Raw genomic sequence first — 23,570 nt, forward strand, 5'->3', positions numbered from 1 at the left:
TGGCTTTAACTAAGCTAGCGCAGCTCTTAGTGCCCGCGGCATGCCGAAACAACATATCCCCGCGCGTCATTGAGCCTGATGAGGTTGTCGACGTACCCAGTCGGCTACGCCGAAAGCTCCCAGCTCTTTACGGTCGCCATGGGACTGAATACCGAGGGGTCGACGTCCGACTGGATCGGCTTGGCATCGAGGGCACGCTGTGGCCAGTCACGGTTCGCCAGTGCCGGCTTGCCTAGCGAGATCACCTGGGCGGAGCCGTTCTCGATCAGCGCGTCTGCTGCCGCGGGGTCACCGAGTTGCCCGTTGGCGATAACAGGCAAGCCCGAGTACTTCGTCGCGAAGGCTGCAAGCGTGGTGCCTGAGTCCGCGAAGGCAGGTGCGGTGGCATCGAACTCGGTGGTGTGGATGTAGTCGACGCCGGTTTCGGCCAGCCCCTGGAAGATCTCCGCCGCGTCGGACTCACCTCCGGCCCAACGGTGATTGTAATCGCTCACCTTGGATTGCGAAATCCGCACTCCCACAGTGACCTTGGAGCCAACCACCTGCCGAACTGCGGCGATGACCTCTCGGTAGATCTTCAGTCGGTTGGCGAGGGATCCGCCGTACTCGTCATCACGCTGGTTCATGTAATCGGTGAGGAACTGGTCGAGCAGATAACCGTTGGCGCCGTGGATCTCCACCCCGTCGAATCCGGCGGCTACCGCATGCTGGGCAGCCTGGGCGAATCCAGCGCACACGTCGTCGATGTCCCGCAGAGACAGGGCGCGCGGCGTCGCGTACGGGCCTGTACCTCCGTAGAAGCCCAGTTGCTCGCCGAGTGGAGGTGTCGTCGAGGGTGCGATCGTTTCGGTCACGTACCTGTTGCCCTGGGACTGCGCACCCGCGTGCATCAGCTGGGCGAAGATTCTTGCGCCAGCGGTGTGAACCCGCTCAACCACGGGCTTCCACGAGTCCGCGTGCTGGGCTGTCGCTAATCCGGGCTGGTTCAGATACCCCTGGCTGTACTTCGTGTCGGGATAGATGCCTTCGGTGATGAGAAGGCCGAACCCTCCCTTCGCGAAAACCTCGTAGTACGACGCGATCGACTCGTTCGCCGACCCGTCCTCGTCGCCGCTCACCCGTGTCATCGGTGCGAGTGCAACGCGATTGGCCAGCTCCGTCGATCCCAGCTTGAGCGGTGAGAACAGGGTGCTTGCCGTTGTAGACGTGTGTTGCATTTGGGGCCTTCCCGAACATAGTGATCGTGCATGTCGTTGATGACATCTGTTGCCCTGGCGCTTGGGGCATGCCCCTACGGCCTAAACAAACGATTGTGGCAAACGTTTGTGTAGTCGGCAAGTCCGTGTGCCCGAACCTCGGAGATGGGTCGATCTGAGCGTTCGCTGACCGCGTCGACGAGGTCGTCATACGTCCGGCACACCACGGATGCGCCGGTGGGGCTGCTAACCACCCAGCCAGCGGTGATGGCACGAACCGTGTCCCGTCGCAGTAGCCCCCCGATTCGACGGGCCACTGCGGTCCGCTGCCGTGGTCCGCTGACCAGCTCAGCGGCCCAGTCGAGTGGCGCGCCGCCGCATCCGCCGCACATCAGGGCATCACGTCGCCCGAGTTGGGGCCGAGGACCTGTCCGACGAACAGATTTCCCCCGGATCCGAGGCGAGCAGCACCGCTGTGGGAGCGATCTCCTCTGGCAGTCCGAACCGGCCGAGCGGCAACTGCGCACGTTTGGCGCGCTTCCAGTCATCGTCGAAGTCGTAGACAGCGATGGTCCAGGCGAAGAAAGCGATACCGGACGCACGGCGAGTCTCTTTACCGGTGACGCGCCGCAGTCCCGGGGGCGGGGCGACATGTGCGTGAGACATCAGTCTGCTCTCTTGCTAGAGGGTTCACTGGGGGATACAGGTGGGAGGACGGATAGGGGTGTGGCTCACCGGCGTGGTGAGCGCTTCTTGAAGTCCTCGGCGATGGTGTTGAAATTCGTCCAGGTGACGCCGTCGTGCGAGCTGATGTGCTCGATGAGCCGTTCGAGCATCAGGAGCACCTGAGGACGACCGGAGACATCGGGATGAATGGTGAAGGTGAAGACGGCGTAGTCGCTCTCCCGGTAGACCCAATCGAACTGATCCCGCCACATCTCCTCGATGTGCCGTGGGCTCACGAAGCCGTGACTGTTGGGGCTGCCCTTGATGAACATCATCGGCGGCAGGTCGTCGAGGTACCAGCTCGCGGGGATTTCGACCAGATCGGTCTCCTCGCCCCGGACGAGGGGTTTCATCCATTGCCCGGCGGGCTTGTCATAGTCGATCGGAGTCCACGAGTCGCCGACGCGCACGTAGTACGGCTCGAAATCGCGGTGCATGAGTGAGTGGTCGTAGGTAATGCCCCGCTCGACGAGGAGCTCGTTGGTGACTTTGCTGAACTCCCACCAGGGGGCGACGTAGCCGGTGGGACGGTTACCGGTGCGAGTGGTGATGAGATCGATGCAGTGGTCGAGGATCTCCGACTCCTGCTCACGTGTCATCGCGATGGGGTTCTCGTGGCTGTATCCGTGGAGACCGATCTCGTGTCCGCTTGCGACAACGGCGTCGAACTGTTCCGGGAAGGTCTCGATGGAATGCCCTGGCCAGAACCAGGTGGCAGGCAGGTCGTACTTGGCAAGCAAATTGTTGAGTCGGGGGACGCCGACTTCGCCGGCGAAGACGCCCCGGGAGATGTCGCCGGGTGAGTTCTCGCCTCCATACGAACCCAGCCAGCCACCGACCGCGTCGACGTCGATACCGAAGGCGACGAAAATCTCCTTGGCCATAGTTCAGTCCTCCTTGTTGTCTGCGTAGATATCGATCAGGGAGTTGACCTGCTCCGAGGCATCCACTCGCTGGGACAGCCAGAGGGCCAGGAGTATTCGGAGCTGCGTGGCCGGCAGGCCTGACGCCGCAGGAACGCCCGCGGCCACCAAGTCGGCCCCGCCACCATTTCCGTACACGCCGGCGACCGGACCTTCGGGGACTCGGGTGGACAGCACGAGGAATACTCCTCGCGGCAAGAGATCCCGCGCGGCTGCGACCACCGCCGGGTTGGCGTTGCCGATGCCGGTGCCGGCCACGATCACACCCTTCGCCCCGGCCGCGACGGCTGCATGGATCAACGCGGCGTCGCCGCCCGGATACATCTCGACCAGATCGACGCGGGTGTCGTCGAACGCGAGGGTGGGCCGCGGTAGCGGCTTGGGACGGCGGGGGGCGGAGATGATCGACACGGCGCCTCCGCTGACGTTGCCGACGCTGCCGCCGACCATCGAGTCGAACGCCGCCAGAGCGGTCGTGTGCATCTTGCGCGTTCCCCGAGCGGGGAGAATCCGCCCGGCGAAGGCGATCAGCACACCCAGCTCGCGGGCGTCGGGCGAGGCCGCAACCCGCACGGCGTCCGCAAGATTGCGGGGGCCGTCACCGGCGACAGCGTCACGGGGATGCTGTGCGCCGGTCAACACGAGGGGGCGGGGATCGTCGTGCACGAGATCGAGGAGGATCGCTGTCTCCTCCATCGTGTCGGTGCCGTGGGTGATGACGATTCCGTCGACACGCTCGTGCTCGCGAGCGAGCAGGTCGGCGACTTGGTCACTGATCTGGCGCAGGTGACCGAGCGTCATCTGGTACGAGCCGATGGTCATCAGGTCGATCGTTTCGATCTCGACGCCGGCTATGCCGGTGCCCTCGAGAAGAGTGGCCGCCGTCTGGTTCGCGACGACACCGCCCTCGGAGGTCGTGGAGGCGATTGTGCCTCCGGTAGCGATGATCGCTATTCGCAACGGCATGCCAAGAAGTGAAGCACAATACAAACGTTTGCCGCAATCGTTTGGGCTTACTTTTCACAAACGTTTGTGTGTTGATCGTTGTGGGGGTCTTCGTTCGGTAGTCTGAGGTCGAGAGATCGAGTTCGATGTCGATGACCAGGGAGGCGAGCCGTTGAAGGCGTCACAGAAAGGCCCGCTGACACTCCGCATGATCGCGACCGAGCTGGGGATAAGCCCGTCGACGATTTCGCGGGTCCTCAACACTGAAGGCGACGCCGCCCTGCGTTGGGGATCCCCCGAAACCGTGGCCCGAATCCGGGCATTCGCCGAGGAGCATGGGTATTCCCCCAATCCTCAAGCGTCGAGTCTGAGGACGCGGCGGTCCGGCCTCATCGGGGTGCTGGTGCCACGCCTGGAGGACTACGTGCTCGCGACCATCTACGGAGGCATTGAGGAAGCGGCGTGGGAATCTGGACTGTCCACCTTCGTCACCAACTCGCTGGACATCCCGGCCAATCAACGAGCGCGGACACAAATGATGATCGATCGCCGCGTCGACGGAATGATCTTCGGCGATGCCCACCTCGACCACCAATTCCTCGACGAAGTCCATGACCAGGGGCTCAAGTTCACCTTGGCCTCCCGGCGCGCGGGCCGCTACACCTCGGCAACCGTCGACGATGTCAAGGGCGGTCGCCTCGTCGGACAACACTTGGCTGATACCGGCCGCCGAAACGTTGCGGTTCTGGCGGGTCTCGAATTTGCGTCCACAGCACGCGATCGCGCACGGGGGGCGGTCGAAGCGTTGGCCGACAACGGAATCGAGGTACCGACTGATCGCATCGTGTACTCGGGCTTTGATCCCGCGGGTGGACGCGCGGCGGTCGAGAAGGTTCTGGCGACAGGACCGGTGCCCGATGCGATCTTCGCGACCAACGATTTCGCTGCACTGGGAGCCTTCGGAGCCCTCCGAGACAGGGGCATCCACGTACCCGACGACGTCGCGCTTGTCGGGTACAACGACACCCCCTTGGCCGAGGGAGGCGCCGTCCCACTGACAACTATCCGCTCTCCCATGCATGAGCTGGGTCGACACGCCCTCCGCCTGTTGCTCGAGGTCCTGGCCGGCAGGACACCGGAGTCTGTACTCCTCGAGCCCGAATTGATAGTGAGGCGGAGCAGCGACACTCGCGCGACAACGACCCCGGTGTAGGAGCGGAGAACCTCAAATCGGCGCGACCAGTCTCGCCGACTAGAGCGGTCTGAGATGACCCCAGGGTGAGGCCTCCTCGAGCGTCCCCGCGATTCGGAAGAGGTCGGCGTCGCGATTCGTTCCCGTGACAACTTGCAGGCCCACTGGCATCCCACTCGTGGTGAAGCCGCACGGTATGGAGGCTGCGGGGTTGCCGGTCAGGTTGAAGGGGTATGTGTAGTAGGCCCACGACACGAGGCCGCGGTCCGGCAGCTCCGGGGGGACATTGATGCCGGCGCCCAGTTCGGCGACGGGAAGAGTCGGGGTGACCAAAACGTCATACCGGCTGAAGAATTGACGTACGTGCTCCCTGAGTTCAAACCGTTGAAAGAATTTGGCGAAGTAGTCCGCGAGTGTCTCGCGGTACAGCGCTTGCGTAATCGCTTCGGCGACATCGGGATCGAGCAAGTGCCGGGAATGGTCCAGCTCCTCGCGCAACTTCAGTCCGACCCCGGCGTAGAACTCGGCCTCCCAGAGCCCGATGGGATCGTCAGGTAGCACCTCGTCGATCAGGTCGACATGACAACCCGCCTCTTCCAATCGCCCGACGGCGGATTCGCAGAGCTCTCGCACCTCGTCGCTGACGGACGCGTAACCGAGGGTCGGGCTCCACGCAACTCGCATGTTGGTCGTCCCGCGACCGCAGGCGCCGACAAGATCGGGGACATCCTGTGCCACGCTCGACGGGTCGCGCGCGTCGAACCCGGACATCACTTCGATCAACAGCGCGGCATCGCGGACCGACCGTGCAATCGCGCCGACGTGGCCGAGGGAGGGGGTGGCACTGGTCGGGAAGACGGGGACTCGACCGTACTGCGCCTTGACGCCGACCAACCCACAGAGGGCGGCCGGTATCCGGACGGATCCGCCGCCGTCGGTTCCGAGGGCGAAGGGCGTCACCCCGGCCGCCACGCTGGCCGCTGCGCCCGAGCTGGAGCCACCCGGCGATTTGTCGGTGTTCCACGGATTGCGGGTCACCCCGGTCAGAGGGCTGTCCCCGCCACCGGCCTTGGCGCCGAACTCCGTGGTCGTGGTCTTGCCCAGGATGCAGGATCCCGCTGACTTGATCCGCTCGACCGAGGGTGCATCGGCACGCGCGACGTTGTCGGCCCTGGTCTTGGACCCGAACGTCGTCCGGACGCCCTCGACGTCGATCAAGTCCTTCACCGAGAGCGGAATTCCGTGTAATTTTCCGAGCTGCCCGCCGGCGAGGACCTGGGCCTCTGCGGCGCGAGCGGCCTTCAGGGCCACATCAGGTGTTGCGGTCACAAAGGCGTTGAGTGTCGGTTCCAGGTCGTCCATCCGGGTCAAGGCCGCCTCGGTGACCTCGACCGGTGACACCTGCTTGGTGGATATCAGCTGCCTCAGCTCGAAGGCGGTGAGGTATGAAAAATCGATGCTCACTTGACGTTTCGCTCTTCCTACTTGGCCGTGCGGAGGGACGTCCCCATCGAATTACGTGTGACGGCACCACGCCGCAGTCAGGGCGGCCGAGTCGGCGCCCTGACTGCGGCTGGAGGTCGATACACCATGTATCGAAGCGGGCAGGAACAACTGCTGTTCAGCGATCGCGTCGAGAATGGCCGGATCCCGAGCTACTCGTCCAGGATGGCGAACGCACGAGTGGGCCCGCCGGTGCCATGCATGAGCGCGAGCGGCACTCCGAAGAACATGAACTCGCCCTTACCGACCAGTTCCTCGAGGTTGACCAGCCATTCGTAGTGGGTGATGCCGCGGTCTCGGCACACACGGTGGTTGTAGAAGTAGTTGTGATTCGGGGCATCCGTTGACGGCCCCTCCACCCCATGCACCTTCGAGCCGTGGTCGGCGAGCCAGTGCGTGGCGTCCGTACTGATGCCGGGGTTGCTGGTCACCACCGAATGGTTGGGATAGTGACGTTTGTGCAGACCTGTGTTGAGGAGCACGATATGGCCGTCCACCGTCACCCCGGATTGCTCCTGTCCCCTTTCCAGGTCTTCGACCTCGATCATCCCCAGGTCGGGGATGTGCGTCATGTCGAAACACACCGCCTTTCCGAAGAACATCTCCAGCGGCATCTCACCGACCTTGAGGCCGTCGGGGTTGACGTGGAAGAAGGAGTCGACGTGGGTGCCGATGTGGTCGAGGGTGCCGATGTACGACGTGGCCAGGGACATCGGATCGTCGTCGGTCCCGAGGTTGAGCTTGACCGAGTCTTCGTGCCGGGTATGCGGGACGTGAACGGGGCTCTGAAAGAACTTGTGGCTGGGCATGTTGTCGTCAATCGGAAGAGATAGGTCGATCACGCGCTGTGCCATGGTGTGACTCCTCACATCAGATCGTATGGAAATTGTGCGGCCGCTCGCGGCCCGTACCGACTGGCCGGGGTTGGACCGGGGGGATCAACGCTCACGGCATCACATCGCCACTGTTGGGCCCCAAGGTCTGCCCGACGTACAGGTTGCCTCCGGGGTCGCTGGCGAGCAGGACCGCGGTGGGCGCGATCTCGTGCGGCAACCCGAATCGGCCCAGCGGCAGTTCGGCCTCCTTCGCCTGTCGCCAGTCCTCGGTGATGCCGGCGAAGAGCGGGGTCCAGACCGGTCCGGGGGCAATCGCGTTGACCAAGACCCCACTGGGGGCCAATTCGCGGGCCAGCGCCCTCGTCAGTCCGATGACACCCGCCTTAGCGGCGCAGTAATGGACCAGGCCGACACCGCCTTTGATCCCCAGTTGGCTGCTGATGTTGATGATGCGACCGGACCCTTGTGCCAGCATGTGCGGTACCGCCCACCGGCAGCACAGGAACACGCTGCGCAGATCAACGGAGATCATTTCGTCCCAGGTGGCGACGTCCATCTCGGCCAACGGGACCTCTGTCAGCAGCCCGGCGCAGTTCACCAGGATGTCGAGTGCACCGAATTCCGCCAGGCATCGATCTACCATCATTTTGGTTTGGTCGGGATCGGTCACGTCGACGACGACACCCACCGCTTTTGCCTCGCCCTCCGAGTAACGGCTCACGGCGGCCGCGAGGCGCTCCTCGTCGCGATCGGCAAGCAGCAGGTGTGCGCCCTCGGCCGCGTAGGCGTCGGCGATGGCTGCTCCGATCCCGCTCGCGGCACCTGTCACGATCGCGGTACGCCCTTCGAGTATACCCATTATCTTCTGCCTTCCACTCGTTTACCCGGTCACTTCGGCCAGCGGACGGTCAGGCCGCCGTCGACGATGATCTGTTGCCCTGTAACGAATCCCGCGTCCTCGCTGGTGAGGAAGCGCACGACCCGTGCCACCTCGTCGGCGCACCCCACCCTGCCCCACGGAATGATCTTGCCGATATCGGCGAGTCCCTCGGGGCCGAGGGAGTTGACCCCGTCAAGGGACTGCGGGGTCTCGATGAGGCCCGGGATGACCGCGTTGACGCGAATACCGGATTCTGCCAGTTCCGTTGCGAGCGAACGGCACAGTCCCAGCACGCCGGCCTTCGCGGCCGCATAGTGTGCGTGATGATCCCAGCCGTAGACTCCGCCGGCAATGGAGGAGATGGCCACCATCGCGCCCGGCCCGGTCATTCGACTGGCCGCCGACCGGAAGGTGCGCAGTACACCCGTCAGGTCCACGGACAGCATGTCGTCCCAAGCGGCGTCGTCCAACTCGGCCAAAGACGCCTGCCGCAGGATCCCGGCGTTGGCGACGGCGATGTCAAGCCGCCCGTAGATGTCGATGGCGCTCTGTGCGAACGTCTCGACTTGGCCGCTGTCGCGCACGTCCACCGCAACCGCTGTGCACTGGCCGCCGATCGCCTCGACCTGCTTGACGGTGTCGTTGACGTCGTGCGGATCGCCGGTGTAGTAGCCGATGACGCTGGTGGCGCCGGCGCGGGCGTAGGCCACCGCCAGGGCCTGGCCGATGCCGCTGGATCCTCCGGTAATGAGCGCGACTTTGCCCTGCAGGCCGTCATCACGGGTGGGGGTACTGGTGTTGTGGGGCACGGAACTTACCTCTCACTGGTAGTTGGTTTATGCAGGCGTGGACCGCCCCGGGCTGGGTATAAAGGTCCACGCTGGTGGTGACGTGGCGGTTCTTTAGGCCGTGACCGCGTCCGTGTCGTCGACGTCGACGTCGACGTCGTCGTCGACGTCACCGTGGTGGTGGTTCTGATCGACCTTGCGGCATCCGAGCATCACCAGGCCGGATCCGAACATTCCCACGGCTCCCGCGATGAACGCGGCCATCGGGACGTCAACGCCGGTGGACAGGATGATCGTCAGCAGACCCGCGCCGAGGATGGCGCCGACCGGGCCCATGATGTGCGCGGCGTTGGGGCCCGTCCCGCGTACACGGGCGGGAAAGGACTCGCTCATGTAGAAGAGCATCGCAGCGTAGGGGCCGTTCAAGAAGAAGATTCCGAGGGCATACAGGGGGATGACGAAACCGGCGTTATTCGGACCGAAGAGCATCACTGTCATGACGGCGCCGCCGATGATCCAACCGACCATGATGGTGGTCCGCCGGTTGACACGATCACCGACATAGCCGTGGGCGAGGTAGCCGAGGAAGCCGGCCGCGTTGGACACGATGAGGATGAGCAATGCGTTGCCGAACGATACGCCCTTGCCGTCGGTGAGGATCGTGGTTCCGAGGACGGCGAAGACCTGAATGCCCATCCAATTCAACAGCCACGCCGCCGACAGGCAGATCGTGTGCCGACGGAGGTCCGGAGCGAAGATCTGGCGCAGCCCGGACTCTTGATCCCGGGTGATATCCAGGTCGTAGAGGGCGGCGAGGCGTTCCGCGTCGTTGGCCCGGCCTTCCTTACGCAATTCTCTCGTGCGCCGCAGCGCGATGAACGCCGGCGACTCCCGCAGACGGCGCGCGAGGAACACGACCACAATGGCGGGGAAGGTGGCGAGGACGAAGATCCAGCGCCACTCCACAAACGGAAGCAGGGCCGCGGCGAAGGCCGAGGCGAGTAGAGCGCCTACGGGCCAACCACTTTGGACGAAGCTGAACATGAATCCCCGACGACGACTCTTACCGTAGATCTCGTTGAGATAGACACTGTTCACGACCTCCTCCGAGTAGCCAAGACCCGAGATCGCACGAATTCCGATCAAGGCGAGCGCGCCGTTCGCCAGACCCGTCAGACCCGATGTCAGCGCGGCGCCCACGGTGCAGAAGACCAACGCTGGTTTGCGTCCCACGCGGTCGAGCAACGGGCCAACTGCCAGGGACACGAAGAAGGTGCCCAAGGTGACCCAGGTGGCGACTGCGGTGGCCGTACTCGTGGACCACTCGAAGGTCTTCGCTATCTCGGGTAGCAGGGTGCCGAAGAGGACGAAGTCATAGACCGAGAACACCCAGGCAAGGAAGCAGACGATCGACGTCGTCAGCAGGAACTTGCGGCTGTGCTCGGGCGGGCCCTTCAGAAGGACCTCGTCGGAGGGCTTGCCGGACGCCCATTCCTGGTCATCTGCATCGGGGAGCGGGCCGCTCCGGGATGACGTGGCAAGCGGGGAAGGATCGGTGGGGGACACGGGGTAGGCCTTTCGTTCGAGCCGACCGGTAGTACCGAGCAGCGAGGTCGAGGCGGTCGGGGCAACCAGTGGCACACGGTTGCCTCACCAACAGGTCGAGTCATCGTTCAGACCTGGAACCTCATCGAAATCGGGTCGCGGAGTGCGGAAGCGAAAGCAGTCCACGGGAGGGTGCACTTCTACGACCCGATCGTAATTTCCGTATTGCGAAAATATACTTTCGTTCTACGAATAGTGACAGGGGTCACCCGGGATGTCAATACCGTCTGTCGTCACCGAGATGGCTACCGGGGGAGCGGACGTCGACCGACTCTACGAAGACATCGTCGGCGCCGAGTACTCAATCGATCGGACCTCCGCGCTACGCAACGACATCGACGACGTCCGCGCAGCTCTCGAAGCCCAGGTCGCCTACCTCGACAGTCTCATCGGACCACACCGGCATGCATGAGTTAGTTCATGCAGGCATTTGCGTTAACTGATGCTGGCACACGCGCCCCGGTGTCACAGGCGTGTGTTTCACAATCGGACATGCCGACGCCCTGCGGTTCTAGTTTGATTCGGAGTGATCAACAGACGCTGGAATTTACCGGTGGGGCGTCGAGGGGTCGCCCCTCCCGGTGGTGCGAGGCCCCACGTTGGTGCGCCCACGGCGGCGGCCCTCCCGAGGTGATCAGAACCGATTTCAGGATGGACACCGCAGCGTTCTGTCGGGCACTGGTCGCGTATCTCGACGTCGCCGCGCCGGCACCGCTGCGGCCGCTTGGTCGAGCAAGTGATCACCGTCGCTCGTCGAAGGTTCTGGCTGGGCACCTGAACTTGAAGAGACCGTCCGGACTGATTGTGAAGGATGTTGTTTGCGAAAGGATTACCGCGGTGACAGGTCCGCAGCACAAATACCCGTGAGTGAGATGAGTGAGACCGATCCGATGACTTGTATATCCGCTCGTGCGCCGAGCACTGTGCCGGCTTCCCGCGGTGAAGGTACGCCACGGACCGGACCGCCCGCCGACCGTGATCGTGGAGATTGGCGCATCCTGGGGTCGTGCCGGAACGTCGAGTCGTCGTTGTTCTTCTCTCCAGAGGGGGAGCGTGGTCGGGACCGGGCGCGGCGCGAAGCGCACGCCAAACGCGTCTGCCAGGACTGCCCGGTGCTCACCGAATGCCGCGAGTACGCCCTGGCCGCTGCCGAACCGTACGGAACGTGGGGCGGGATGTCCGAGAACGACCGCAGACGGCACATCCGGCCCGCAGACAGAGGGGCGGGCCGCCGACCTTCCTGACGGGGAACCGGTGCGCTGACAGACGATGCGCGCGATTGCAGTGGTGATCTACTCGGCTGTTCGAACGTTCGCCGCGTCGCGGGTCGATGACGATGTGGTCGGGATGCCTCTCCACTACGCCCAGGGCGGTCCTCGCGCCCTTGACCGATGCGATCGCCCCGGTGAGCGTCGAGGTGGTGCTGGCTCCGACCGGGGCAGTGGCGGGGACGGCGATCTGACTTCTCGCCTGAGCTTCGGCAGACCGCTTCCTTGCTTGCTGGGGGCGCCCTCAGGGGGCGAGGTGGGTGAGCTCGGTTCTCGCGGGTTCAGCGCGCTTCGCCTACTCGCCTGCGCCGCGGACGAGGGACCGGGAATCTCCGCGATAGGGGATTCCTCGGGGTGCTGGTGTGCAGGTCGACTGCCGCGTTCCGAACGGTGAGAGTCAGGAGCTAGTGGTGGGCTCGTGGGCGCCGGCGCTTCCGTCCACGTACCGGAGGTCGAGCGAGCGCACCATAGCGATTTCGTAATTCGGAAATATTCTTCCGCAAAATGAGATAATATTGTGATCCGTGGTGCGGAGGATCTGCGATCGCGTCAGGCACAAGGGGGCCACGCTATCATCGCTCGAACCAAGCCTTCCGCTTCGTGGAATACGTTGATGGGCCGGTGACCGCAGAATGGAGATCAGGCATGACAACAGCAACTCGGGCCAGCGCCGGCGGTGGAGTTCAATCGGTCGAGCGGGTGTTCGACATCCTCGAGCTCATGGCGTCGGCCGGCGGCGCGATCGGGGTCAGTGAGCTGGCCGACCGGGCGGGGCTCCCCCTTCCGACCATTCACCGGCTGATTCGCACCCTCGTGGATCGGGGGTACGTGCGTCAGTTGCCGACCCGCCGATACGCGTTGGGGCCGAAGTTGATTCGACTGGGGGACAGTGCTACCCAGCTCATCGGGTCCTGGTCGCGACCTCACCTGTCGGATTTGGTCGAGCGCACCGGCGAGACCGCGAACATGGCGGTGCTCGACGGGAACATGGCGGTCTATGTGGCACAGGTTCCGTCCCCCCACTCGATGCGCATGTTCACCGAGGTCGGTCGGCGCGTGTTCCCGCACTGCACCGGAGTGGGAAAGGCGCTGCTTCTGCAGCTGTCCAACGAGACGGTTCGTTCGCTGGTGACCAGGACGGGTATGCCGTCGTACACCGAGAATTCCATCACCGATCCCGAGACGCTCATCGCCGATCTCGAGGTGAGTAGAAGACGCGGCTACGCCATCGACGAGGGTGAGCAGGAGATCGGTGTTCGCTGCTTCGCCGTGCCGGTCCCCAACGCGCCTACCCCGACTGCTGTGTCGATCTCGGGACCGGCGGCGCGCGTGACCGTCGAGTCCGCCGATGAGATCGCTCCCCTGCTCCAGCGGGTGGCGCTGGAGCTGGGGACCGAGTTCGACAAGGATGCCGCTCTGTAAAGCGGTGGGGGAGGCAGGCTCCGGTGTCGGGCCGGTGCTATTGGGGGCGTGCCGATTGATCAGTCCTTGCCCATCAGTGGTCCTCTTCGCCGATTCTGTGGACGTGGATCAGGTTGGTCGAGCCGACGGTGCCGGGCGGCGACCCGGCCACGATGACCACCAGTTCCCCCTTCTGGTACCGGCCCAACCCGAGCAGCGCGTGGTCGACCTGCCGCACCATCGCGTCGGTGCTCTCGACCGGATCGACGATGAACGTCTCGGTACCCCACGTCAGCGACAACTGGCTGCGCACCTCCGGCAGCGGGGTGAACGCCAGCAACGGCAACGGCGTGTGCAGCCGCGCCAACCGGCGCACCGTGTCCCCGGACTGGGTGAACGCGACCAGCGCCTTCGCATCCAGCCGCTCCCCGATGTCGCGGGCCGCATAGGAGATGACACCGCGCTTGGTCCGCGGCACGTGCGTGAGCGGCGGCACCTGAGTGGACTCGTTCTCCACCGCCTCGACGATCCGCGCCATCGTGCGCACCGTCTCCATCACGTACTTGCCCACCGACGTCTCACCCGACAGCATCACCGCGTCCGCACCGTCGAGGACCGCGTTCGCGACGTCGGACGCCTCGGCGCGGGTGGGCCGCGAGTTCTCGATCATCGACTCCAGCATCTGCGTCGCGACGATGACCGGCTTCGCGTTCTCCCGGGCGATCTGGATCGCCCGCTTCTGCACCAGCGGCACCTGTTCGAGCGGCAACTCCACCCCCAGGTCACCACGGGCGACCATCACCGCGTCGAACGCCAGCACGATCGCCTCGAGGTTGTCGATCGCCTCCGGCTTCTCGAGCTTCGCGATCACCGGGATCCGGCGACCGACCCGATCCATCACGGCGTGAACCAGTTCCACGTCGGCCGGCGACCGCACGAACGACAGGGCGATGAAGTCGACACCGAGACCGAGCGCGAACTCGAGGTCGGCGATGTCCTTCTCCGACAGCGCCGGGACCGACACGTTCATCCCCGGCAGGGACACACCCTTGTTGTTGCTGACCGGGCCGCCCTCGGTGACCCGGCAGATCACGTCGTTGCCGTCCACCCCGGAGACGACGAGACCGACCTTGCCGTCGTCGACCAGCAGGCGGTCACCGGCCTTGGCGTCCTCGGCGAGCTGCTTGTAGGTGGTCGACACCCGGTCGTGGGTGCCCTCGACCTCGTCGACGGTGATCCGCACTTCCTCACCGTTGGCCCACGTGGTGCGCCCCTCGGCGAACCGGCCGAGCCGGATCTTCGGGCCCTGCAGGTCGGCGAGGACACCGACCGCCTTCCCCGTCGCGTCCGAGGCCGCCCGGACGCGTTTGTAGTTCTCCTCGTGGTCGGCGTGTTCGCCGTGGCTGAAATTCAGCCGCGCCACGTCCATACCGCTTTCGACGAGTTCGCGAATACGGTCACCGGTGGCGGTAGCAGGTCCAAGTGTGCATACGATCTTCGTGTGGCGTAGTGGAGCAGTGTGGCTGTCGAAGTGGCGTGTGGTGCTCGCCGACTCGCTGACGACTTCACTGCGGTGCGGTGCGGTGCGCGTGACCGACTCGGTCATCGCGTACTCAGCCGGGTGTCATCGTGTGCAAGTGCGTTCTTGGTCGAGTGGCATGCGAGCCGGACCTGGCAGATCAGCTGGAGCTGAGCCGAGACCGTCGGGGTGATACCAAGACTGTGCAGGAAATGCTTCTTCATCAGGATCTGCTCCAATCGGCGGAAGTATTGGACGGGGGTGAGACCGAATTCGACAAAGATGTCGGCGTCGGATCTCCGCCGCCCCAGTGCCGCCACTTCTGTGCGAAGTGCACTATTGCAGTGGTGGTATCGATCATTTCTCCTCCTCGGATGGGGACGTATGTACCGCGTGGGAGCCGCCGAACCGCGGTCGGTAGCGTCCGAGGTGACCAGCCTGAAGAAGGGGTGTGGCGGGTATCGATTCCGCCGTCCGGCGGTTCCCCCATACCTGCGCGATCGATCGAGCCCGGGAGCCGAAACGGTGAGAGCCGGCTCCCGGACGCGTGGCACCGACATCCATGCTTATCTGCTGATCGAGTTGCTAATCAAGCAGGGCGTAGGACGACGGTGCATCGTCGGGGCTCTCGGCGAGTGCCTCGAATTCGTTCACATTGTCCAACTCGGTTCCCATGGCGATGTTGGTGATGCGTTCGAGGAACACCTCGACGATCACGGGGACTTTGTGCTCGCCCGCCAACGTCTTGGCCCGTTCGAGGGCCCCGGCAATCTCACCGGGTTCGGTCACTCGGATTGCCTTGCAGCCGAGCCCTTCCGCCACACGGAGATGGTCGACGCCGTACCCCTTCGGGACCGCGGGCAGCACGTCGTGTTCGGTGGCTTCCTGGGTGTTGATGTTGTCGAATCCGAGCGAGACACAGAAGTTCATGTCGAACTGGCGCTGGGCCTGCCGGATCAGTCCCAGGTAGGAGTTGTTCACCACCACGTGGATGTAGGGCAGGTTGAATTGCGCGCCGACCGCCAGTTCCTCGATCAGGAACTGGAAATCGTAGTCGCCGGAGAGCCCGACCACCGTGGCGGTCGGATCGGCGGTCACGACACCGAGGGCGGCCGGCAGAGTCCAGCCCAGCGGGCCGGCCTGCCCGCAGTTGATCCAGTTCCGCTCCTTGTACACGTGCAGGAACTGCCCACCCGCGATCTGCGAGAGCCCGATCGCGCTGACATACCGGACGTCGCGCCCGAAGACGCGGTTCATCTCCTCGTACACCCGCTGCGGCTTGACCGGGACGTCGTCGAAGTGGGTCTTGCGCTGCATGGTCCGCTTCCGGGTGGCACAGTCCTCGACCCAGGTGCTGCGGTCCGGCAGGGTTCCGGCGGCCTTGCGCTCCTTCGCGACGGCGACGAACAGTTCGAGCGCCGCCTTGGCGTCGGAGACGATCCCGTAGTCCGGTGCGAACACGCGCCCGATCTGGGTGGGTTCGATGTCGACGTGAACGAACTTGCGCCCCTTGCGGTAGGTGTCGAGGCCGCCCGTGTGCCGGTTGGCCCAGCGGTTGCCGATGCCCAGGACGAAGTCCGAGGCCAGCATGGTCGCGTTGCCGTACCGGTGGGCGGTCTGCAGACCGGCCATGCCCGCCGCGAGGCGGTGGTCGTCCGGGATGGTGCCCCAGCCCATCAGCGTCGGCACCACCGGAACGTCCAGCAGTTCCGCCAGTTCCACGAGCAGATCCGCGGCGTCGGCGTTGATGATGCCGCCGCCGGCGACGATCAGCGGGCGGTCGGCGGACCCCAGCATGTCGAGGGCCTTCTCCGCCTGCGCCCGGGTCGCCGCCGGCTTGTACACGGGCAGCGGCTGGTAGGTGTCCGGGTCGAACTCGATCTCCGCCAGTTGCACGTCGATCGGCAGGTCGAGGAGAACCGGTCCGGGCCTGCCGGACCGCATCAGGTGAAATGCCTGCGCGAACGCACCCGGAACCTGGGCGGGCTCGAGCACCGTCATGGCCATCTTCGTGACCGGACCCGCGATCGCGGCGATGTCGACGGCCTGGAAGTCTTCCTTGTGCAGGCGTGCGACCGGGGCCTGCCCGGTGATCGCGAGGATCGGGATCGAGTCCGCCATCGCCGAGTACAGGCCGGTGATCATGTCGGTCCCGGCCGGCCCGGACGTCCCGATGCAGATACCGATGTTTCCGGCCTTGGCGCGGGTGAATCCCTCGGCCATGTGGGATGCGGCCTCGACGTGGCGGGCGAGGACGTGCTTGATCCCACCGTGGTCGCGCATTGCTGCGTAGAACGGGTTGATCGCCGCACCGGGGAGGCCGAAGGCCTGGGTGGCACCTTCGAGTTCCAGAATCTTGACCGCTGCATCAGCGGCGCGCATACGAGGCATATCAGTTCTCCATCGAGGATTACGAGTTGAGGCGGGTCACTGGGAGGGGCGGCCGGACAGCCGCTCCACTCCGCGCAGCAGGCCCGAATGATCCAGGCCACCATCACCGTTCGCACGGGCGGAGGCCATCAGCTGGGCGAGGACGGCGCCGAGGGGTGTCACGACGCCTGCCTCACGGGCAGCGCTGGTGACGATGCCGAGGTCCTTGTGGTGCAGGTCGATGCGGAATCCGGGTTCGAACGACCGGTCCAGCATCTTCTGCGCCTTCTGGTTCAGGACGGCGGATCCGGCGAGCCCGCCGCCGAGTACCTCCACGGCGGCCGCGGTGTCGACACCGTAGGCCTCGAGGAAGATGATCGCCTCCGCGAGGAGCTGGATGTTGCCGGCGACGATCAGCTGGTTCGCTGCCTTCACCGTCTGTCCGGAGCCGTTCGGGCCCACGTGGACCACGGTCTTCCCGACGACGTCGAGGATCGGGCGGGCCGACTCGAAGTCTTCCGGGGCGCCGCCGACCATGATCGACAGTGCGGCGTTGACCGCCCCGGCCTCGCCACCCGATACCGGGGCGTCGATCAGCCGGAATCCACGCTCGGTCGCCTGCGCGGCGAGTGCGGTGGTGACGTCGGGCCGGATGCTGGAGAAGTCGATGATCAGCGCGCCTGACGGGGTGTGCTCGAAGACTCCGTCCTCACCGGTGAGTACGGCCTGTACGTCGGGGGAGTCGGGGACCATCACGGCCACGACGTCGGCGCCGGCAACGGCCTTGGCGATGGAGTCCGCTGCGGTGCCGCCGGCCTCGACGAGTGCCGCGGTGCGGTCCGGTATGAGGTTGTATCCGACCACCTGGTGGCCGGCCTTCGCCAGGTTGCAGGCCATGGGGCTGCCCATGATGCCGAGTCCGATGAATGCAATGGTGCTCATGAGGTCTCCTCGAAGTCGTTCGTTGGGGGAAGGTGTCAGGCCTCGACGCGGCGCGCGCCGCGCAGCTCACGGGTCAGCCAGTCGAAGGTGTCCGGCCGGGTGGCTTTGTACTCGAGCCCGACATAGCCGGCGTAGCCGTGTCCGGCGAGCCTCTTCAGGTAGCCGTCGATGTCGAGGGTTCCGGTGCCGGGTTCGCCGCGGCCGGGTGCGTCCGCGATCTGTACGTGCCCGATGCGGTCCGCGTAGGTGTCGATCGCGGCGCCGACGTCGTCGCCGTTGACCTCGAGGTGGTAGAGGTCCGCGAGGAGCCGCAGCGTTTCGACGCCGTGCTCGCTGCGTACGCGGTCGATGACCGCGACCGCGTCGGCGGCCGTTTTGAGCGGGTAGGCCGGCGCCCCGCTGACCGGCTCGATCAGTACGACCGCACCGATCTTCTCTGCCGCCTGCCCGGCGTACGCCAGGTTCTCGGCGGCGATCGCGTCTTGCCGGTCCACCTCGACCGTGTCGAGCCGGTTGCCGTAGAGAGCATTGAATGCTCTGGTGCCCAACGATTCTGCGATACCGATCGCGACGTCGACATTATCGCGGAAGGCGGAGACCTGTCCCGGGTCGGACAGGATTCCCCGGTCGCCGGCGGGCATGTCGCCTGCGGCGAAGTTCAGACCGGTCAGCTGCACGCCGGCGCCGCGGATCGCACGAACGAAGGAGTCGACCTCATCGTCGGCGGGGACGGGCGTGGCGAAGGGCCACCAGAACTCGACGGCGTCGAATCCGGCATCCCGGGCAGCCTGCGGTCGCTCGAGCAAGGGGATATCGGTCAGCAGAATCGAGCAATTGACAGTGTAAGCAGGGCTAACCATCCGGGAACGTTCCTTTCAGGGGGATGCGGGGTGAGGTTGTCGTGGTGATGGAAGTTCGGCGCGCTGGTCCGCCACTGCCCAGACAGCTGAGCGCTTCTCTGGCAAACCGAAGCCGGAAAACTGAAGATTCCTCTTCGTATATTCCGTAATGTGGAAGAAATTTTCCGTTGTGCGATTTGAGTCAACTTGGCTACCGGGCATCTGTCAAGCCCTCACGTCGGCCGCGGAGTGCCGCAGCCCGATTGGCGCATGCCGCAGGACGGGCTGTCCGCGATGCACGCCGACGGCGGCGGGGTGCGTCGAGAGTGCACTGTCGAGGCGCCTCGGCCGAATCCCGGAACGGCTGCGTTGCAGGCGAATCGTGGTCGGGGTGATCGACCTTCGAAGTCGCCCGGTGGGGCGGAGCGCGAGGTATTGACAATGGGGGTGATCCCTGCCACTCTCGTAATGCGAAAGTATATTCTCGAAGAACGGAAACTGGGCGGATGGCGGCAGGAATCTTTGCCGGCATTCTCAGAGATGGCTCTCGATGAGATCGAGGTTCGATTGATGGCACGCAAGCGCGTCGGTGCTCCCGAGCTCGTGCAGACCGAGCCGGTCTCGCTGCAGCACCGAACGCACGGCACACCTGCCGACTACCTGCCGGCGGTCTGTCACCGCCAGCCCCCTGAGACGGCGCTCCATTCCGGAAATGCCCCGCCCCGAAAGTAACCGGTCCAAGACGACATGCGCCCTCCGGGCCGACTGGCACCACATTGATCAAGGAGATCCGATGACTGTGATAGATGAGCGACTGGGTGACCTGCACGCTCGGATTCCCAACGCGTCCATCATCACCGACCCCGATGTGACCGAGAGCTACCGGCGGGACTGGGCACGCGACCCTGACGCCGGCCGGCCGCTGGCGGTCGTGCGTGCCACGTCCACCGAGGACGTCCAAGCGGTGATGCGGTGGGCGACGGTGCACAACATCCCCGTCGTTCCGCGCGGCGCAGGATCGGGTCTGTCCGGAGGGGCGACCGCCGTAGACGGCGGAATCGTCCTGACGACGGAACTGATGCGCAACATCGAGGTCAACCCGGTGACGCGGACCGCCGTTGTGCAGCCCGGTCTGATCAACGTCGAGGTCAAGCGGGCAGTAGCCGAGCACGGACTGTGGTACCCGCCGGACCCCTCGTCGTTCGAGATGTGCTCGATCGGTGGTAACGCGGCCACCAACGCCGGCGGATTGTGTTGCGTGAAGTACGGCGTGACCACCGACTACATCCTCGGCCTCCAGGTCGTCCTGGCCGACGGCACCGTCGTCCGACTCGGCGGCCCACGCCTGAAGGATTCGGCAGGTCTGTCGCTGACCAAGCTGTTCGTGGGCAGCGAAGGCACCCTCGGTATCATCACCGAGATCACCGTCCGCCTCATTCCCGCCCAGGCGCCGGCCAGCACCGTGGTCGGATCATTCGCCACCGTGCAGGACGCGACGAACGCGATCTTGGACATCACCCGGGTGATGCGCCCGGCCATGCTCGAATTCATGGACCGCGCCTCCATCGGCGCCGTCGAGGCTGGCATGAACATGGGCCTCGACCTGACCGCGCACGGCATGCTGATCGCCCAGTCCGACTCGCCCGGCGAGGACCGCGCCCGGGAAACCGAGTTCATGGCCAAGGTGTTCAGCGACAATAACGCCTCCGACGTGTTTACCACCGACGACCCGAAAGAGGGCGAAGCCTTTACCGCGGCACGACGGTTCGCCATCCCTGCCGTCGAACGTCTGGGCAACCTGCTCCTCGAAGACGTCGGGGTCCCGCTGCCCGCACTGCCCGCGCTGATTCAGGGCATCGAAGACATCTCAGCCCGGCGCGAGGTCCTCGTGGCGGTCATCGCCCATGCCGGCGACGGCAACACCCACCCGCTGATCGTGCACGACCCTGCCAACGAGGACGAGACCGCACGCGCGAACATCGCCTTCGGCGAGATCATGGACCTGGCGATCTCCCTCGGCGGCACCATCACCGGCGAGCACGGCGTCGGCCGGCTGAAGAAGGCGTGGCTGCCCAACCAGGTCGGCGAGGACGTCATGGAGTTGACCCGTCGCATCAAGTCCGCGCTGGACCCGCAGCACATCCTGAACCCGGGAGCTGTGATCTGATGTTTCGGCCCGACTATGCCCTGGTGAGGGGCGCGCTCACCTGCAGCTATGGCCGCTGCGGTCCGCCTGTCCGGGTTCCGGCCATTGGGCGGCCGGGGGTGAGGGGCACCGGATCGGACATATCCGTGCATTCACTGTTCGGTTCACTGCGGGCCAAGACTGCGCACGCCGCTGGGCCGGACGCGAATCTACTTGCCACGGCGAACTCCTCGGGTGGTGTGATCGGCGAGATGCTCTCCTCGCAATCCCTGGCGACCGCCGCGGCCGCGGCGGGCCTCCAGGGCAAGGAAGGTGGCCCCTTCCACAGTGCGCTCGGGTGGAGCCTGCTGCCGCTGCTGCTGATATGCATCCCGGTGTACCTACAGGCGACTCCGGTGCTGAGCTGGATGGTGGTCTGAGATGCCCCGTCATGTCGTCGTCGCTCCCGACAAGTTCAAGGGGTCGATCTCTGCGGCCGATGCCGCCGCGGAAATCAGCCGAGGACTCCAGCGGCGCGACCCGACGATCCGGACGATCGAGTGCCCGATCGCGGACGGCGGCGAGGGGACACTCGCCGCCGCTCTGGCGGCCGGCTTCGAGAGGATCCCCGTCGCTGCGCCCGGGCCGACCGGCGAGCGGACGCTGACTGCCTACGCACGGAAAGGGCAGCTCGCGGTGATCGAAATGGCGGACATCTCTGGCTTGCACCGACTGCCCGCCGGGGTACTGCGTCCGATGACCGCGTCGAGCCGTGGTCTCGGCACAGTCCTCGCCCGCGCCCTCGACGACGGATGCCGAGAGATCGTGCTCGGTATCGGTGGCAGCGCCTGCACCGACGGCGGGGCCGGGTTCCTGCGTGCGCTCGGCGCCGAGGTCGTCAACGCTCACGGGAGCCCGATCCGAGACGGAGGCGGCGCCCTGTCTCAGGCCACGATGCTCGATGTTTCCTGGTTGCACCCGGGACTCGGAGACGCGAAGATCACCCTCGCCAGCGATGTGGACAACCCACTGTACGGGCCCACTGGTGCCGCCGCGGTCTACGGACCCCAGAAAGGCGCCACTCCCACACAAGTCGCCGAACTCGATGCGGCACTGGCACATTGGGCCGACCGCGTCGCAGCGGCCACCGGTCGCGACGCCCGAGACAGCCCCGGGGCAGGGGCGGCCGGGGGAGTGGGATTCGCTGCGTTGACCGTTCTGCAAGCGGAGTTCCGCCCCGGAATCGACCTCATCTTGGAGCTGGTGGGCATCGATCAGCACCTCGACGGCGCGTGCGCGGTCATCACCGGTGAGGGCTCTCTCGATCACCAGTCCTTGCACGGCAAAGCCCCGATCGGGGTGCGCCTGCATGCCACCGCTCGCGACGTTCCGACATACGCCATTGTCGGGGTGTCGCGGCTTTCCCCGGAAGAGGAGGCGGCTTCTCAGTTCGCCGCCATCTATTCCCTACGGGAGCGTGAACCCGACGTCGCACGTTCGATGGCGGGGGCTGCCGATCTGATCGCTTCGGCCGCCGAAGAACTGGCCGCCGAACATCTGCTCGCGGTCGATCGAACCTGAGAAGAACGTGCGGGGCTCCTCACGAACCGATCTTCTGAGTAACCCCGCACATTCACCACACCAGATCTGAACCTCAGCCCCGGCACCTGATTCGGCGAGTTCCGGCAACCGCCCATCGCAGAATCCAGTGTCCCTGCACCCCTGTGTGGAGACTTGCCTCGAACCCAAGTCTCCACACAGGTTCCAAGTCAACGATCCTCGTATTCGTGGACTCCGCCCGCGACCCTGCGGTCGACCGCCGGACTACACAAGAGGAAGGTCATGCTTCGCGAACAAAACCCCACAGTTCCCGCGCTCTCACCCAACGAGTGGGAGTGGCGACAACACGCCAGATGCCGCTACTTCGACGCCAACCTCTTCTTCGACCCCGCCGACGACTCCACCGACGAACACGCCGCGAAAGCGATCTGCAACCACTGTCCCGTCCTCACCCACTGTCGTGACTACGCCGTAGATGCCAAAGAGCCCCACGGGATCTGGGGCGGACTCTCGCCCGCAGAGCGAAAGAGGCAGAGGTGGTTCAACAGATTCAAGACCACTCCAACGGTTCCGGAGCAACGTTGTTCCTGAACGCCCCAGCGCTTCACCTTGCATAACAGAAATAGTCTCGAACCAGGGGATGGGACGGGTAACCCACAGGGCTGGGGTACTGCTGGGTAAGCACTACGAGCGTCGCCGGCCCACCGAACTCGACGTATTCAGCGAACAGAAGACCGCCGTCGGTCCTGCGAGATCATCAGGTGACGCGATGGGGGAGACCAGCGCCAGTTCGTAGCCGCACCCGCGCACCGCCGCGGCAGCAACGGTGATCGGCGACCGGCTGGAATCCGGCGTCATGATTGTTGCGGTCCCGGAGTGGACCCCCCAATCCGGCGGGAAGCCACCTTACCGACTCCTGTACATGACTTGTCACCGCTCCCGATCTCGGAAG

22 protein-coding genes are annotated in these 23,570 nt (G+C 65.1%); 8 read left to right on the plus strand and 14 right to left on the minus strand.

Annotated elements, in window-relative coordinates; translation table 11 throughout:
• Positions 1–104 precede the first annotated feature (104 nt).
• The 4 genes from RHA1_RS15580 to RHA1_RS15590 all read right to left on the minus strand — a co-directional run bounded on the left by RHA1_RS15580 (position 105) and on the right by RHA1_RS15590 (position 3,811).
• Complete coding sequence (locus RHA1_RS15580; protein ID WP_011595869.1) at positions 105–1,217, minus strand: NADH:flavin oxidoreductase; 1,113 nt, start codon at positions 1,215–1,217, stop codon at positions 105–107.
• A 378-nt stretch (positions 1,218–1,595) separates the two neighbouring features.
• Positions 1,596–1,862 (minus strand): hypothetical protein, encoded by a 267-nt coding sequence (locus RHA1_RS46070; protein WP_011595870.1) that lies wholly within the window; start codon positions 1,860–1,862, stop codon positions 1,596–1,598.
• 65 nt (positions 1,863–1,927) lie between these two features.
• The gene (locus RHA1_RS15585; protein WP_007298639.1) at positions 1,928–2,806 is read right to left on the minus strand and encodes a polysaccharide deacetylase family protein; all 879 of its coding nucleotides are present in this window, start codon (positions 2,804–2,806) and stop codon (positions 1,928–1,930) included.
• 3 nt (positions 2,807–2,809) lie between these two features.
• Entirely contained in the window at positions 2,810–3,811 is a 1,002-nt protein-coding gene (locus RHA1_RS15590) for an asparaginase (protein WP_011595871.1), read from the minus strand.
• Positions 3,812–3,998: 187 nt separating this feature from the next.
• Between RHA1_RS15590 and RHA1_RS15595 the strand changes: the two genes are divergently transcribed.
• Positions 3,999–5,003, plus strand: coding sequence for a LacI family DNA-binding transcriptional regulator (locus tag RHA1_RS15595; protein WP_016881998.1), 1,005 nt, complete (start codon positions 3,999–4,001; stop codon positions 5,001–5,003).
• 39 nt (positions 5,004–5,042) lie between these two features.
• Here the strand turns inward: RHA1_RS15595 and RHA1_RS15600 are convergent, their stop codons facing one another.
• From RHA1_RS15600 to RHA1_RS15620, 5 genes are all read right to left on the minus strand, one after another.
• Complete coding sequence (locus RHA1_RS15600; protein ID WP_011595873.1) at positions 5,043–6,446, minus strand: amidase; 1,404 nt, start codon at positions 6,444–6,446, stop codon at positions 5,043–5,045.
• Between the two features lie 191 nt (positions 6,447–6,637).
• Positions 6,638–7,339, minus strand: coding sequence for a cyclase family protein (locus RHA1_RS15605; protein WP_007298643.1), 702 nt, complete (start codon positions 7,337–7,339; stop codon positions 6,638–6,640).
• Positions 7,340–7,430: 91 nt separating this feature from the next.
• A complete protein-coding gene (locus RHA1_RS15610) occupies positions 7,431–8,180 on the minus strand; it encodes an SDR family NAD(P)-dependent oxidoreductase (protein ID WP_007298644.1) in 750 nt (249 codons plus the stop codon).
• A 29-nt stretch (positions 8,181–8,209) separates the two neighbouring features.
• A complete protein-coding gene (locus RHA1_RS15615) occupies positions 8,210–9,010 on the minus strand; it encodes an SDR family NAD(P)-dependent oxidoreductase (protein WP_007298645.1) in 801 nt (266 codons plus the stop codon).
• 93 nt (positions 9,011–9,103) lie between these two features.
• Positions 9,104–10,555 carry an MFS transporter gene (locus tag RHA1_RS15620; RefSeq protein WP_148228401.1) on the minus strand — a complete coding sequence of 484 codons (1,452 nt, stop codon included), beginning with the start codon at positions 10,553–10,555 and terminating at the stop codon, positions 9,104–9,106.
• A gap of 253 nt (positions 10,556–10,808) precedes the next feature.
• Here RHA1_RS15620 and RHA1_RS15625 point away from each other — a divergent pair, with 253 nt between their 5' ends.
• The 3 genes from RHA1_RS15625 (at position 10,809) to RHA1_RS15630 (ending at position 13,284) form a co-directional block, all read left to right on the plus strand.
• Positions 10,809–11,006, plus strand: a complete 198-nt coding sequence (locus RHA1_RS15625) for a hypothetical protein (RefSeq protein WP_011595875.1) — start codon at positions 10,809–10,811, stop codon at positions 11,004–11,006.
• A 460-nt stretch (positions 11,007–11,466) separates the two neighbouring features.
• Positions 11,467–11,838, plus strand: a complete 372-nt coding sequence (locus RHA1_RS46080) for a WhiB family transcriptional regulator (protein ID WP_011595877.1) — start codon at positions 11,467–11,469, stop codon at positions 11,836–11,838.
• A 669-nt stretch (positions 11,839–12,507) separates the two neighbouring features.
• On the plus strand, positions 12,508–13,284 hold the full coding sequence (locus tag RHA1_RS15630) for an IclR family transcriptional regulator (protein WP_011595879.1): 777 nt from the start codon (positions 12,508–12,510) through the stop codon (positions 13,282–13,284).
• Between the two features lie 73 nt (positions 13,285–13,357).
• On the opposite strand, the gene pyk is transcribed toward RHA1_RS15630, so the two are convergent.
• The 4 genes from pyk to RHA1_RS15655 all read right to left on the minus strand — a co-directional run bounded on the left by pyk (position 13,358) and on the right by RHA1_RS15655 (position 18,954).
• Positions 13,358–14,869, minus strand: coding sequence for a pyruvate kinase (gene pyk / locus RHA1_RS15635; protein ID WP_011595880.1), 1,512 nt, complete (start codon positions 14,867–14,869; stop codon positions 13,358–13,360).
• A 498-nt stretch (positions 14,870–15,367) separates the two neighbouring features.
• Positions 15,368–17,173 carry a glyoxylate carboligase gene (gene gcl, locus RHA1_RS15645; protein ID WP_011595882.1) on the minus strand — a complete coding sequence of 602 codons (1,806 nt, stop codon included), beginning with the start codon at positions 17,171–17,173 and terminating at the stop codon, positions 15,368–15,370.
• Between the two features lie 36 nt (positions 17,174–17,209).
• Positions 17,210–18,094 carry a 2-hydroxy-3-oxopropionate reductase gene (locus RHA1_RS15650; protein ID WP_011595883.1) on the minus strand — a complete coding sequence of 295 codons (885 nt, stop codon included), beginning with the start codon at positions 18,092–18,094 and terminating at the stop codon, positions 17,210–17,212.
• 35 nt (positions 18,095–18,129) lie between these two features.
• Positions 18,130–18,954 (minus strand): hydroxypyruvate isomerase family protein, encoded by an 825-nt coding sequence (locus RHA1_RS15655; protein WP_011595884.1) that lies wholly within the window; start codon positions 18,952–18,954, stop codon positions 18,130–18,132.
• 772 nt (positions 18,955–19,726) lie between these two features.
• Between RHA1_RS15655 and RHA1_RS15665 the strand changes: the two genes are divergently transcribed.
• From RHA1_RS15665 to RHA1_RS46085, 4 genes are all read left to right on the plus strand, one after another.
• Positions 19,727–21,100, plus strand: coding sequence for an FAD-binding oxidoreductase (locus RHA1_RS15665; protein ID WP_007300029.1), 1,374 nt, complete (start codon positions 19,727–19,729; stop codon positions 21,098–21,100).
• A complete protein-coding gene (locus tag RHA1_RS15670) occupies positions 21,100–21,498 on the plus strand; it encodes an L-lactate permease (protein ID WP_011595886.1) in 399 nt (132 codons plus the stop codon). Before RHA1_RS15665 ends, RHA1_RS15670 begins: the two co-directional genes overlap by 1 nt.
• A gap of 1 nt (position 21,499) precedes the next feature.
• Positions 21,500–22,639, plus strand: coding sequence for a glycerate kinase (locus tag RHA1_RS15675; protein ID WP_011595887.1), 1,140 nt, complete (start codon positions 21,500–21,502; stop codon positions 22,637–22,639).
• Between the two features lie 261 nt (positions 22,640–22,900).
• Positions 22,901–23,209, plus strand: coding sequence for a WhiB family transcriptional regulator (locus RHA1_RS46085; protein WP_272942758.1), 309 nt, complete (start codon positions 22,901–22,903; stop codon positions 23,207–23,209).
• Between the two features lie 93 nt (positions 23,210–23,302).
• Here RHA1_RS46085 and RHA1_RS50510 read toward each other — a convergent pair whose 3' ends face one another.
• Positions 23,303–23,476, minus strand: a complete 174-nt coding sequence (locus RHA1_RS50510) for a hypothetical protein (RefSeq protein ID WP_167540943.1) — start codon at positions 23,474–23,476, stop codon at positions 23,303–23,305.
• Positions 23,477–23,570 lie beyond the last annotated feature (94 nt).

Source organism: Rhodococcus jostii RHA1 (assembly GCF_000014565.1).
GTDB lineage: Bacteria > Actinomycetota > Actinomycetes > Mycobacteriales > Mycobacteriaceae > Rhodococcus_F > Rhodococcus_F jostii_A.

Bases quoted from the DNA above. Each gene is read 5' to 3' on its own strand.
- RHA1_RS15580 (WP_011595869.1), bottom strand. From the start codon at position 1,217: ATGCAACACACGTCTACAACGGCAAGCACCCTGTTCTCACCGCTCAAG.
- RHA1_RS46070 (WP_011595870.1), bottom strand. From the start codon at position 1,862: ATGTCTCACGCACATGTCGCCCCGCCCCCGGGACTGCGGCGCGTCACC.
- RHA1_RS15585 (WP_007298639.1), bottom strand. From the start codon at position 2,806: ATGGCCAAGGAGATTTTCGTCGCCTTCGGTATCGACGTCGACGCGGTC.
- RHA1_RS15590 (WP_011595871.1), bottom strand. From the start codon at position 3,811: ATGCCGTTGCGAATAGCGATCATCGCTACCGGAGGCACAATCGCCTCC.
- RHA1_RS15595 (WP_016881998.1), top strand. From the start codon at position 3,999: ATGATCGCGACCGAGCTGGGGATAAGCCCGTCGACGATTTCGCGGGTC.
- RHA1_RS15605 (WP_007298643.1), bottom strand. From the start codon at position 7,339: ATGGCACAGCGCGTGATCGACCTATCTCTTCCGATTGACGACAACATG.
- RHA1_RS15610 (WP_007298644.1), bottom strand. From the start codon at position 8,180: ATGGGTATACTCGAAGGGCGTACCGCGATCGTGACAGGTGCCGCGAGC.
- RHA1_RS15625 (WP_011595875.1), top strand. From the start codon at position 10,809: ATGTCAATACCGTCTGTCGTCACCGAGATGGCTACCGGGGGAGCGGAC.
- RHA1_RS46080 (WP_011595877.1), top strand. From the start codon at position 11,467: ATGAGTGAGACCGATCCGATGACTTGTATATCCGCTCGTGCGCCGAGC.
- RHA1_RS15630 (WP_011595879.1), top strand. From the start codon at position 12,508: ATGACAACAGCAACTCGGGCCAGCGCCGGCGGTGGAGTTCAATCGGTC.
- pyk (WP_011595880.1), bottom strand. From the start codon at position 14,869: ATGACCGAGTCGGTCACGCGCACCGCACCGCACCGCAGTGAAGTCGTC.
- gcl (WP_011595882.1), bottom strand. From the start codon at position 17,173: ATGCCTCGTATGCGCGCCGCTGATGCAGCGGTCAAGATTCTGGAACTC.
- RHA1_RS15650 (WP_011595883.1), bottom strand. From the start codon at position 18,094: ATGAGCACCATTGCATTCATCGGACTCGGCATCATGGGCAGCCCCATG.
- RHA1_RS15655 (WP_011595884.1), bottom strand. From the start codon at position 18,954: ATGGTTAGCCCTGCTTACACTGTCAATTGCTCGATTCTGCTGACCGAT.
- RHA1_RS15665 (WP_007300029.1), top strand. From the start codon at position 19,727: ATGACTGTGATAGATGAGCGACTGGGTGACCTGCACGCTCGGATTCCC.
- RHA1_RS15670 (WP_011595886.1), top strand. From the start codon at position 21,100: ATGTTTCGGCCCGACTATGCCCTGGTGAGGGGCGCGCTCACCTGCAGC.
- RHA1_RS15675 (WP_011595887.1), top strand. From the start codon at position 21,500: ATGCCCCGTCATGTCGTCGTCGCTCCCGACAAGTTCAAGGGGTCGATC.
- RHA1_RS46085 (WP_272942758.1), top strand. From the start codon at position 22,901: ATGCTTCGCGAACAAAACCCCACAGTTCCCGCGCTCTCACCCAACGAG.
- RHA1_RS50510 (WP_167540943.1), bottom strand. From the start codon at position 23,476: ATGACGCCGGATTCCAGCCGGTCGCCGATCACCGTTGCTGCCGCGGCG.